This is a genomic window from Micromonospora sp. NPDC049662 (assembly GCF_040675055.1).
Classification (GTDB): domain Bacteria; phylum Actinomycetota; class Actinomycetes; order Mycobacteriales; family Micromonosporaceae; genus Micromonospora.
This window is the reverse complement of sequence record NZ_JBFAOC010000018.1, coordinates 75,189-85,928: the sequence shown is the minus strand read 5'-3', so window position 1 is coordinate 85,928 and position 10,740 is coordinate 75,189. Positions and strand designations below refer to the sequence as shown.

Here is a 10,740-nt window from a genome sequence, read left to right as displayed (position 1 = left end):
CTCCCTCTACATCCGGAAGACGCCGAAGCCGTCGGCGCCCCTGACCGGTCCGTTGTGGATCGCCGATAGACAGAGGCCGAGGACGGTACGCGTGTCCCGAGGGTCGATCACCCCGTCGTCGTAGAGCCGGCCGGAGAGGAACAGCGCGCCCGACTGCGACTCGATCTGCTGCTCGACCATCATCCGCATCGCCGCGTCGGACTCCTCGTCGTAGTCACGTCCACGGGCGGCGGCGGCCTGCCGGGCCACGATCGACAGCACGCCGGCGAGCTGTGCCGGACCCATCACCGCCGACTTGGCGTTCGGCCAGGTGAACAGGAACCTCGGCTCGTACGCCCGACCGCACATGCCGTAGTTGCCGGCCCCGTACGAGGCCCCGAGGTTCACCGTGAGGTGCGGCACCGTCGAGTTGGACACGGCATTGATCATCAATGCGCCGTGCTTGATGATCCCGCGCTGCTCGTACTCGGTGCCGACCATGTAGCCGGTGGTGTTCTGCAGGAAGATCAACGGGGTGTCGGAGGCGTTGGCGAGCTGGATGAACTGGGCCGCCTTCTGCGCCTCCGCGCTGAACAGCACCCCCCGCGCGTTGGCCAGCACGCCCACCGGATATCCGTGCAGCTCGCCCCAGCCGGTGACCAGCGAGTCCCCGTACGCCGGCTTGAACTCGTCGAAGTCACTGCCGTCCAGGATGCGGGCCAGCACCTCACGCGGGTCGAACGGCACCTTCAGATCGGAGCTGACGATGCCCAGCAGCTCCTCCGGGTCGTACTTCGGCGGCCGGGGCACCGCCGTCCGCGGCGCGGGACCCCGCTTGCGCCAGTTCAGTCGGCGTATGCACTGGCGGGCCAGGCGGATGCCGTCGCGCTCGTCCTCGGCCAGGTAGTCGGCCAACCCGGACGTGCCGGCGTGCATCGCCGCGCCGCCCAGCGACTCGTCGTCGGTGACCTCTCCGGTCGCCATCTTCACCAGTGGTGGCCCGGCCAGGTAGACCTGTGACCGGTCCCGAATCATGATCACGTGATCCGACATCCCCGGCACGTACGCGCCGCCGGCCGTCGCGTTGCCGAAGACCACGCTGACCGTGGGGATGCCCGCTGCCGAGAGGCGGGTCAGGTCACGGAACACCCGACCGCCGGGAATGAAGATCTCCGCCTGCGTGGGCAGGTCCGCCCCGGCCGACTCGACCAGGTTGACCATGGGCAGCCGGTTGGCCAGGGCGATCTCACCGGCCCGCCGGGTCTTGGCGAGGGACCATGGATTGACCGCGCCGCCGCGTACCGTCGGATCGTTGGCGACGATCAGGCACTCCACGCCCTCGACGACCCCGATGCCGGTGACCACGCTGGCCCCCACCGGGAAGTCCGTGCCGTACGCGGCGACCGGCGACAGTTCGAGGAACGGACTGTCGGCGTCGACCAGCAACTCGATCCGCTCCCGGGGCAGCAGCTTGCCGCGTGCGTGGTGCCGCGACACGTACTTCTCGCCGCCGCCCGCGCGCGCCTGGTCAAGCGCGGCGTCCAACTCGGCCAGCCGCTCCACCAGGGCCGCCCGGTTCGCCGCGGATCCGGGCGCGGCCGGGTCGATCGCGCTGTCCAGAATGGTCACAAGCCCATGCCCTTCGCGATGATCTCGTTCATGATCTCGGTGGTGCCGCCGCCGATGCCGAGGATCCGCGCGTCGCGGTAGTGCCGCTCCACCTCGGCGTCGCGCAGGTAGCCGAAGCCACCGTGCAGTTGCAACGCCTGGTCGACGACGTGGTCGCAGGCGGCCACGGCCACGTTCTTCGCCATCGCCACCTCGGTCACCACGGGCTCGCCCGCAGCCACCCGGGCGGCCACCTCGTGGACGTACGACCGGGCCGCCTCGGCCCGCGTGTGCATCTCGGCCAACCGGTGCCGGACCACCTGCCGGCCGACCAGCGGACGCCCGAAGGTCTGCCGGTCCCGGCACCAGCGCACCGCCAGCTCCACACAGCGTTGCGCGGTCGCGTACGCCTGCGTCGCCAGCGAGAGCCGCTCCGCCGCGAAGTGCTGCATGATCGCCAGGAAGCCGGTGTTCTCCGCGCCGATCCGGTTGGTCACCGGCACCCGTACATCCACGAAGGACAGCTCAGCGGTGTCCGAGCAGTGCCAACCCAACTTCTCCAACCGGCGTCCCACGGTGAACCCGGGCGAATCCTTGTCGATCACGAGCAGGGTCAGGTTGCCGCTTCCCGGGAAGTCCGTGCACACCGCCGTGGTCACGAAGTCGGCCCGGTGACCGCTGGTGATGTAGGTCTTCGACCCGTTCACCACGTAGCGGTCGCCGTCCCGGCGGGCGGTCGTGCGGATGCCGGCCACGTCCGAACCGCCGTCCGGCTCGGTGATGGCCAGGGCGCCGATCATCGTGCCGGCCAGGGTGGGTCGGACGTACCGCTCGATTAGGCCGTCGTCACCCGGGGACGGGACGCCGGTGAGGCGACCGCCAAACGATCCGCCGGTGCGGGCACCGGCGGCGGCGACCATGTGCGGCAGCGCGATGCCGTGCGTGAACAGGGCCGCGACCAGCCCGGACGATCCGCCGGAACGGATCAGCTCCTCGGTCACGATGATCGAGTCGAGCAGGTCGCCGCCGCTGCCACCGACCGACTCGGGAAAGCCGATGCCGAGCAGGCCCAGCTTCGCGGCCGTGGCGTGCAGGGCCCGGGGGACCTCGCCGGCCCGCTCCCAGTCGTCCAGGTGCGGCAGCACCTCCCGGGTGACGAACGCCCGGGTCAACTCACGGAGCTGTCGACGCTCCGGCGTGTCCACGATGCTCATCGGGCGACCTCCGCCGGTAGGTCGACGATTCGCGCGCGGAGCAACTCACCGAGCGCCTTGGCCTGCGGGTCGAACCGGGTGGACGCGGCGACCCCGGCCCCGAGCAGGCCCTCGATCACGAAGTTCACCGCGCGCAGGTTCGGCAGCTCGTAGCGCCGGACGGCCAGCGGCGCCGTCTCCGGCAGCAGCCCGGCCAGCCGCTCGACGGTCAACCAGGCGCGCAGCCACGCGTACCCGGCATCGGAGCGCGCCCAGACGCCGAGGTTGGCGTCCCCGCCCTTGTCGCCCGAGCGCGCGCCGACCAGCTCACCCAGCGCTCCGCGCCGGGTCGGGCCGGTGACCGCCGCGTCGCCAGCCGACGCCGCCTCGTCCGGCGCGATCGGGGCCGTGCGGACCGGCGGGGCGATCGACACCCGTTCGCCGCCGGGCAGGACCGCCACCTGCGCTACCTCGTCCTGCGGCACGGTGTCGGCGGTGAAGACGCCGTACGGGGTCGCGTCGCCCGGCAGGGTGGTCAGCGTGCAACCCGGGTACGAGGCCAGTGCCAGCTCCACGGCGGCGGCCGAGAAGACCCGCCCGGCCCGCGTCCGGTCACTGTCGCGCAGGTGTACGTGCAGCAGGGCGCTGGCCGCCTCGGTGTCGGCGGCGTCGGGGTGGTCGGTGCGGGCGAGGGTGAACTCCAGCCCGGCGCTGCCGACCGCCTCGGCGATCTGCCCCCGTACCAGGGCCGCCTTCGCCTCGATGTCGAGGCCGCACAGGACGAACGTCATCGAGTTCCGGAAGCCGCCGAGGTTGTTGACGCCCACCTTGAGCGTGGGCGGCGGCGGGGCACCCCGTACGCCGGTGACGCGCACCCGGTCCGGTCCGTCGGGGTGCAGGGTCACCGTGTCCAGCCGGGTGACCACGTCCGGCCCCAGGTACGCCGGCCCGCCGACCTCGTACAACAGTTGGGCGGTGACGGTCTCCACGGTGACCGCGCCACCGGTGCCCGGATGCTTGGTGAGCACAGCGGAACCGTCGGGGCGCACCTCGGCGATCGGGAAGCCGGGCCGGTGCCCGCCGTCGGGCAGCTCGGTGAAGAAGCTGAAGTTGCCGCCGGTGACCTGTGCGCCGCATTCGAGGAGGTGCCCCGCGACGGTGGCCCCGGCCAGCTCGTCGAGATCGTCGCGACTCCACCCGTACCGCGCGATGGCCGGGCCCACCACCAGCGACGCGTCGGTGACCCGACCCGTCACGACCACGTCGGCCCCGGCGTCGAGGCAGGCGGCGATCCCGAACGCGCCCAGGTACGCGTTCGCGGTGAGCGCGTCGGCCCGTTGGAGGGCGTCGCCCTCGACGTACCCGACCCGCACCGCCAGGCCCAGGCGGCCGGCGAGCGCCTCGATGGCGGCGGCCAGTCCGGCCGGGTTCAACCCGCCCGCGTTGGTCACGACCCGCACCCCCCGGTCGAGGGCCGTGCCGAGGCACGTCTCCGCCTGGCGCAGGAACGTCTTCGCGTAGCCGAGGTCGGGGTCGCGGAGCCGGTCCCGACCGAGGATCAGCATGGTCAACTCGGCCAGGTAGTCGCCGGTCAGCACGTCCAGCTCGCCGCCGTCGAGCATCTCCCGCCAGGCGGTGAACCGGTCACCGTAGAAGCCGGAGGCGTTGCCGATACGGGTCACGGGCGTACCCCGTCTCCGCTGGCTGGCGTCCGGCCGTCGCCCGGCGGTCCGGCGAAGGCCTGGGCCACGTCGAGCCATTCGTCGGCGACCGGGCCGGTGGGCCGTAGGGCGAGATCCGCCCGGTGCCGGCGCTGGGTGACCAGGAGACAGAAGTCCCGGGCCGGACCGCTCACCCGGTCGGCGGCGTCCGCCGGCCCCCAGACCCAGGTGTCGCCGCCGGGCGCGGCCAGCTCGACCCGGACCGGCGACGCTGGTACGGCACGGCCGTGGGCGGTGAACCCGTGCCCGAGGGTACGCACACCGAGGTGCGCCACGTGGCGGAGGCGGTCGGTGGCCGGCCGGACGACACCGAGGGCGTCGGCCACGTCCTCACCGTGCGCCCACGTCTCCATGATCCGCGCGGTCGCCATCGAGGTGGCCGACATCCGGGTGCCGTACCAGGGCAGTTTGTCGCCGGCCGGAACGGCGGCCAGTGCGTCGACGAGCGCGGCCCGGCCGGCCCGCCAGCGGGCCAGCAGGTCGGCGGGGGGTGCCAGGAACTCGTCGACCCCGGCGTCCACCAGCCGGGTCACGTCCGGCGCTCCGGTCACCGTCGCGTAGAACGCCTCGGCGTCGGTGGCGGCCAGCAGCGCCACGTGGTCGGTCCAGGCCAGGTGGGCGATCTGGTGCGAGATGGTCCAGCCTGCCGCCGGGGTCGGGCGGGCCCAGCCGGCCACGGACAGCGGCGCGACCAGCGCGTCCAGGTCGGCGCACTCGTCGGTCAGATCCGTGAGCAGGTCACTGAGGTCGACCATGGTGCCTCCGGTCGGTGCGGGCCCCGATGGCCGGGGTCAGGGCGTGAGCAGGGTGGCGAGCTGACGTTTCCAGGTGACGAGCAGGGCGGTACGACGGGCCGAGTCGTCGCTGAGCAGGTTGGCCACTCCGAGCCCGCGCATCAGGTCGAGGGTGGCCTGCACCGCCTCGCGGACGCCAGGTCGGCGCTCGTCGACCCCGAGCAGCGCGACGGTGAGCCGGTGCATCTCCCGGCCGACCGTCGCCTCCAGCGGCACGAGGGCGTCGCGAAGCTCGCGGTCGGTGCGGGCCGCCACCCACAGTTCGAGCGCGGCGACGAAGAGCGGCCCGGTGAAGGCCACCCCGAGCAGATCGATCACCCGGTCCAGTCGCTGCGGGCCGGCCGGCAACGCCTCGGCCTCGGTGCGCAGCTCGTCGGCGCGGCGTTCGGCCAGGTGCGCCACGGCGGCCGTGACCAGCGCGGCCTTCGTGGGGTAGTGGTGCAACTGGGCACCCCGCGAGACGCCGGCCCGGGCGGCCACGACGGTGGTCGTGGTGCCGGACCAGCCGTGCTCGATGAGGCAGTCGACTGTGGCCTCCAGCAGGCGGGCCCGGGTGGCGCGACTGCGCTCCTGCTGGGGAACACGTGTCGATGCGGGAGGCATGCGAACAGCCTGTGGCCTGGGAAACAAACAGTCAAGACTGACTTTTTGTGGCGCCAGGCGACGAGCGGTGGCCCGGGGCGGCTCCCACCGGGTGTCTGCGGGCTCTGTCGGGCGGCTCTCACCTGGTGTTCTTGCGGTCTGTCGAGTGGCCCCACCGCTCTCCTTGGGCCCTGTCGGGCGGCTCTCACCTGGTGTTCTCGCGGTCTGTCGGGCGGCCCCACCGCTCTCCTTGGGCCCTGTCGAGCTGCCCCAGGAATGGGGCAGGCGGGTCGCGTCGCCTCCCGAATCGCCTGCCCCAGATTCGGGGCAGCTCGACAGGGCCCAACCACCTACTCCGCGGTCCTGCTCGCCACCGATCACCCGGCCGTGCCGGGGCGAGGGCTGGCTGGTCGAACGTGTACGCGTCGGGCGGATCCGTGCGGTTCAGCGGCCGTCGCGGGGGCCGAAGACGGCGAGCGCGTCGGCGTCGCTGTGGCGGGAGCGCAGGTACTCGTCGGCCCACGCGGCGGCGTCCGGATAGCCCGACTCCGTCGTCACCCGGGCGCAGGCCGCGTCCACGTCGAACGCGGTACGGCGGAGCTGGACGCCCGGCCCGAGCAGGGCCCACCACGCGCCCGCGCCCCCGTACGGCATGCCGACGCTGCCCGCGTTGACGACCAGCCGTCGGTCGACCAGCCGGGTGAAGGGCATGTGGGTGTGACCGCAGACGACCGTGGAGACCTCGGCCGGCAGACCGGCGAACACCTCCGCCCAGCGCGCCATCCGGGAGTCGACGAGCACCATCTCCTCGTCGTCGCGGGGCGTCGCGTGGCAGAACAGCGTCGGGCCCAGGCCGTCGACCTCCAGCGTCACGGTCGCGGGCAGCGCGGCCAGCCGGGCTACCTGATCGTCCCGAAGCTGGCCGGCGGCCCAGTTCGACACCTCTATCGAGGCGGGGCGGCCCGCACGCGCCTCGACCAGCTCACGTTCGCAGTTGCCGCCCACCCAGCAGGCCCGGTCACCGAGCCCGGCGAGCACGTCCAGCACCTCGACCGGCTGCGGACCGGCCGCGATGTCGCCGGTCAGCACGATGAGGTCGGCGGCGGCGACGTCCGGCTCGGCCAGCACCGCCTCCAGCGCGGGCAGCACACCATGGATGTCGGAGAGCACGGCGACCCGGTTCAGCATGGCCCCACACTTCACCCCGCCAGCCGTCCCGACCCAGCGATTCTGCGCCGGGCAGACAAACGGGCAGACAGATACGTCCCCGCCTTGCCGTCGGGGACGGAAGGCGGGGACGTACCGATGTCTCAGACGCGGGCGCGGCGGGCCAGACGCTCCGGGTCCAGGATGATGATGCTCTTGCCGTCCAGCCGCAGCCAGCCGCGCGAGGCGAAGTCGGCCAGCGCCTTGTTGACCGTCTCCCGGGAGGCGCCGACGAGCTGGGCGATCTCCTCCTGGGTGAGGTCGTGGGTCACGCGCAGGACGCCGCCGTCGCGGGTGCCGAAGCGGCCGGCCATCTGGAGCAGGTTCTTCGCCACCCGGCCCGGCACGTCCGTAAAGATCAGGTCGGCGAGCGAGTCGTTGGTCCGGCGCAGCCGCCGGGCGAGCACCCGGAGCAGCTGCTCGGCGATCTCCGGGCGGTTGTTGAGCCACGGCCGCAGCGCCTGCTTGCGCAGCCGTACCAGCCGGGTGTCGGTCACCGCGGTGGCGGTCGCCGTACGCGGACCCGGGTCGAAGAGCGACAGCTCGCCGACCATGTCCGACGGGCCCATCACCGCGATCAGGTTCTGCCGGCCGTCCGCCGCCCGGCGGCCGACCTTGATCTTCCCGGACAGCAGGATGTAGAGGCTGTCACCGGGCTCGCCCTCATTGAAGACGATCTCGCCCTTGCGGACCTCGATCGTCTCCATCTCCTTGGCGAGCGCCTCGGCAGCTTCCGGGTCGACACCCTGGAAGATCCCGCTGCGGGCCAGTACCTCGTCCATTGCGCACCTCCGGTTGCGCGTGCCGTCCGTCGGCCGGGGCCGCCGTCCGCTGATCCCCTCGCGCGCCGCCAAGTCTAGGCGCACGTGAGCACGAATCAGAGGTCGCCCCTGGAATCTTGATCGGTGGGCGTAACCTGCCCGACGTGCTGAGGGACCCGATTCTGACCAGCCGCGTCGAGGGCGGGCGAAACGTACCGCTGCTCGTCTGGCGGGCCGACGGGCCCCTGCGGGCGGTCAGCAGCGGCCCGCTGGGTGGTGGCGTCGGCATCCGGCGGTGGGTGCTGAACGCGACCGTGCCCATGTCGTACGACCGGGAAGACCCCGCCGCGCACCTGGCCGCACTCGCCGCGGACCTGGCCCTGGACGGGCCCGGGGTGGGTCTGCTGACCGGCGTCGACGTGACCGAGGTGGTGACCCGGACGGACACCGGGGTGCGGGCGTGGGCGACCGTCGGGCTCGGCACACCGGTGCCCGCCGCCGCGCCGGCCACGGGAGCGCTCAGCCAGCGGGTGGGCACGGTCAACATCGTGGTGTACGTGCCGGCCCGGCTCGCCGACTCGGCGCTGGTCAACGCCGTCGCCACCGCCACCGAGGCGAAGACCCAGGCGATCGGGGAGCTGGGACTGCCCGGGACGGGTACCCCCACCGACGCGGTCACCGTGCTCTGCCCGGTGGACGGGCCGGAGGCCGCGTACGGGGGGCCACGTTCGACGTGGGGCGCCCCGTTGGCCCGAGCCGTCCACGCCGCCGTGCGCGCGGGCGGCGAACGGCCGGTCGTGCCCTGGTCAGACCGGCTGACCGGCTGAACTTCCGACCGATCGGCCCTCGTCGGCGCGTTCCGAGGTCGGTAGGGTCGCGGGCGATGTACGCTACCGCCCCTTTCGCGTCCCGCCCGTTCCGCCGCGTCACCGCCGGCCTCGCGGCGCTGCTGGCCGCCCTGCTCGTCGCCGGCTGCGCCGACAGCGGGGACGCCCCGGTGTGGCAGCCCGGCGCCGGTGGCGGTGGCACGGGCGCGCCGCTGAACACGGCCGGCCCGAAGGCCAGCGGCGGCGCGACGGCCGCCAACGGGGGCGGCGTCATCTCGCTCTCCGCGACCGGCGACATCATCATGGGCAACGCGCCCGGTCGGCTGCCCGCCGCCGGTGGCAAGGGATTCTTCGACTCGGTCACCGGGGCGCTCAAGGCCGACCTGGTCATGGGCAACCTGGAGGAGCCGCTGACGGTGGACACCGGCGCCGGCAAGTGCGGGGCCAACTCCACCCGCTGCTTCCAGTTCCGTGCGCCGCCCGAGTACGCGGCGCACCTGCGTGACGCCGGGTTCCGGGTGCTCAACCAGGCCAACAACCACGGTTACGACTACGGGCCGAAGGGCTACCAGAACACGCAGCAGGCGCTGGAGAAGTACGACCTGGAGCACACCGGCGCGCCGGACGAGATCACCGTGGTCGACGTCAAGGGCGTCAAGGTCGCCGTGGCCGGCTTCTCCTCGTACGTCTGGTCCAACAGCCTGGTCGACATCGCCAAGGCCAAGACGGTGGTCGCGAAGGCGGCCACCCTCGCCGATCTGGTCGTGGTGCAGGTGCACATGGGTGGCGAGGGAGCGGACAAGACCCGGGTCAAGCCGGGCACCGAGCTGTTCCTGGGCGAGAACCGGGGCGATCCGGTCAAATTCTCCCACGCCATGATCGACGCGGGCGCGGACCTGATCGTCGGGCACGGGCCGCACGTGCTGCGGGGCATGGAGTTCTACCAGGGGCGGCTGATCGCGTACAGCCTGGGCAACTTCGCCGGCGGCGGCAACTCGCTGAGCAACGCCGGCCGGCTGGGCTGGGGCGGTGTGCTGAAGGTGTCGCTCAAACCCGACGGGAGCTGGAGCGGCGGCTCGTTCACCTCCACGTACATGAACTCGGCCGGCAAGCCGACGATGGACCCGGACGACCGGGGCCTGGGGCTCGTCACCGAGCTGAGCCGAACCGACTTCCCCAGGAGCGGGGCCCGGCTCGACGGGCAGGGCAGGATCACCGCGCCGACCGGCGGTTGACCCGGGAGGAACGTCCGGGGCGCGACGTAGGCTGACCGTCGTGACCAGTAGCCCTCCCGGCGCCAGCGAGACCGACCTCGGGCGCACCCGCCGCGCCCGCAAGATCGGCCGGGTGCTGACCGAGACGCACCCCGACGCGCACTGCGAGCTGGACCACTCCAACGCGCTGGAGCTGTCCGTCGCCACCATCCTGTCCGCCCAGTGCACCGACAAGAAGGTCAACGAGGTCACCCCGAAGCTCTTCGCCCGCTACCCGGACGCCGCCGCGTACGCCGGCGCCGACCGGGGCGAGATGGAGGAGCTGATCCGGCCCACCGGGTTCTACCGCAACAAGACGGACTCGCTGCTCAAACTCGGGCAGGCCCTCGTCGACAGGTACGACGGCCAGGTTCCCGGCCGGCTCGCCGACCTGGTGACGCTCCCCGGGATCGGCCGCAAGACCGCCAACGTCATCCTCGGCAACGCCTTCGACGTGCCCGGTATCACCGTCGACACGCACTTCCAGCGGCTGGTGCATCGGTGGCGACTGACCACCGAGACCGACCCGGTCAAGATCGAGCACGCGATCGGCGCGCTGTACCCCAAGCGCGACTGGACGATGCTGTCGCACCGGATCATCTTCCACGGGCGGCGGGTCTGCCACGCCCGCAAACCGGCCTGCGGGGCGTGCACGCTCGCGAAGCTCTGCCCCTCGTACGGCACCGGCCCGACCGAGCCGGCCGCCGCCGCCAAGCTGCTCAAGGGCCCCCGGGCGCGTGACCTGGCCGTGGCGGCCGGGGTCGACCCGGATCTGGTGCCGCCGCAGGCGGTCGCCGCGGAGGTGCCGTGAACCGC

10 protein-coding genes are annotated in these 10,740 nt (G+C 72.7%); 3 read left to right on the top strand and 7 right to left on the bottom strand.

The window, feature by feature from the left end:
• Nucleotides 1-6: 6 nt before the first annotated feature.
• The 7 genes from AB0J36_RS16380 to AB0J36_RS16350 all read right to left on the bottom strand — a co-directional run bounded on the left by AB0J36_RS16380 (nucleotide 7) and on the right by AB0J36_RS16350 (nucleotide 7,865).
• Complete coding sequence (locus AB0J36_RS16380; RefSeq protein ID WP_357392915.1) at nucleotides 7-1,608, bottom strand: carboxyl transferase domain-containing protein; 1,602 nt, start codon at nucleotides 1,606-1,608, stop codon at nucleotides 7-9.
• Nucleotides 1,605-2,801 (bottom strand): acyl-CoA dehydrogenase family protein, encoded by a 1,197-nt coding sequence (locus tag AB0J36_RS16375; RefSeq protein WP_357392917.1) that lies wholly within the window; start codon nucleotides 2,799-2,801, stop codon nucleotides 1,605-1,607. Before AB0J36_RS16375 ends, AB0J36_RS16380 begins: the two co-directional genes overlap by 4 nt.
• A complete protein-coding gene (locus AB0J36_RS16370; RefSeq protein WP_363660817.1) occupies nucleotides 2,798-4,462 on the bottom strand; it encodes an acyclic terpene utilization AtuA family protein in 1,665 nt (554 codons plus the stop codon). The genes AB0J36_RS16375 and AB0J36_RS16370 overlap by 4 nt, the downstream gene beginning before the upstream one ends.
• Nucleotides 4,459-5,256 (bottom strand): TIGR03084 family metal-binding protein, encoded by a 798-nt coding sequence (locus tag AB0J36_RS16365; protein WP_357172651.1) that lies wholly within the window; start codon nucleotides 5,254-5,256, stop codon nucleotides 4,459-4,461. The genes AB0J36_RS16370 and AB0J36_RS16365 overlap by 4 nt, the downstream gene beginning before the upstream one ends.
• A 36-nt stretch (nucleotides 5,257-5,292) precedes the next feature.
• Nucleotides 5,293-5,898 (bottom strand): TetR/AcrR family transcriptional regulator, encoded by a 606-nt coding sequence (locus AB0J36_RS16360; RefSeq protein ID WP_357172648.1) that lies wholly within the window; start codon nucleotides 5,896-5,898, stop codon nucleotides 5,293-5,295.
• Between the two features lie 423 nt (nucleotides 5,899-6,321).
• Nucleotides 6,322-7,065 (bottom strand): metallophosphoesterase family protein, encoded by a 744-nt coding sequence (locus tag AB0J36_RS16355; RefSeq protein WP_357172645.1) that lies wholly within the window; start codon nucleotides 7,063-7,065, stop codon nucleotides 6,322-6,324.
• Nucleotides 7,066-7,187: 122 nt separating this feature from the next.
• Entirely contained in the window at nucleotides 7,188-7,865 is a 678-nt protein-coding gene (locus AB0J36_RS16350) for a Crp/Fnr family transcriptional regulator (RefSeq protein ID WP_007466162.1), read from the bottom strand.
• Nucleotides 7,866-8,008: 143 nt separating this feature from the next.
• Here AB0J36_RS16350 and AB0J36_RS16345 point away from each other — a divergent pair, with 143 nt between their 5' ends.
• Genes AB0J36_RS16345 through nth form a run of 3 tightly spaced genes read left to right on the top strand, consistent with a single transcriptional unit; the run spans nucleotide 8,009 to nucleotide 10,735 of the window.
• Nucleotides 8,009-8,671, top strand: coding sequence for an adenosylcobinamide amidohydrolase (locus AB0J36_RS16345; RefSeq protein WP_357392921.1), 663 nt, complete (start codon nucleotides 8,009-8,011; stop codon nucleotides 8,669-8,671).
• Nucleotides 8,672-8,727: 56 nt separating this feature from the next.
• On the top strand, nucleotides 8,728-9,906 hold the full coding sequence (locus AB0J36_RS16340; protein ID WP_363660815.1) for a CapA family protein: 1,179 nt from the start codon (nucleotides 8,728-8,730) through the stop codon (nucleotides 9,904-9,906).
• A gap of 40 nt (nucleotides 9,907-9,946) precedes the next feature.
• Nucleotides 9,947-10,735, top strand: coding sequence for an endonuclease III (nth, locus tag AB0J36_RS16335; protein WP_357132816.1), 789 nt, complete (start codon nucleotides 9,947-9,949; stop codon nucleotides 10,733-10,735).
• Nucleotides 10,736-10,740 lie beyond the last annotated feature (5 nt).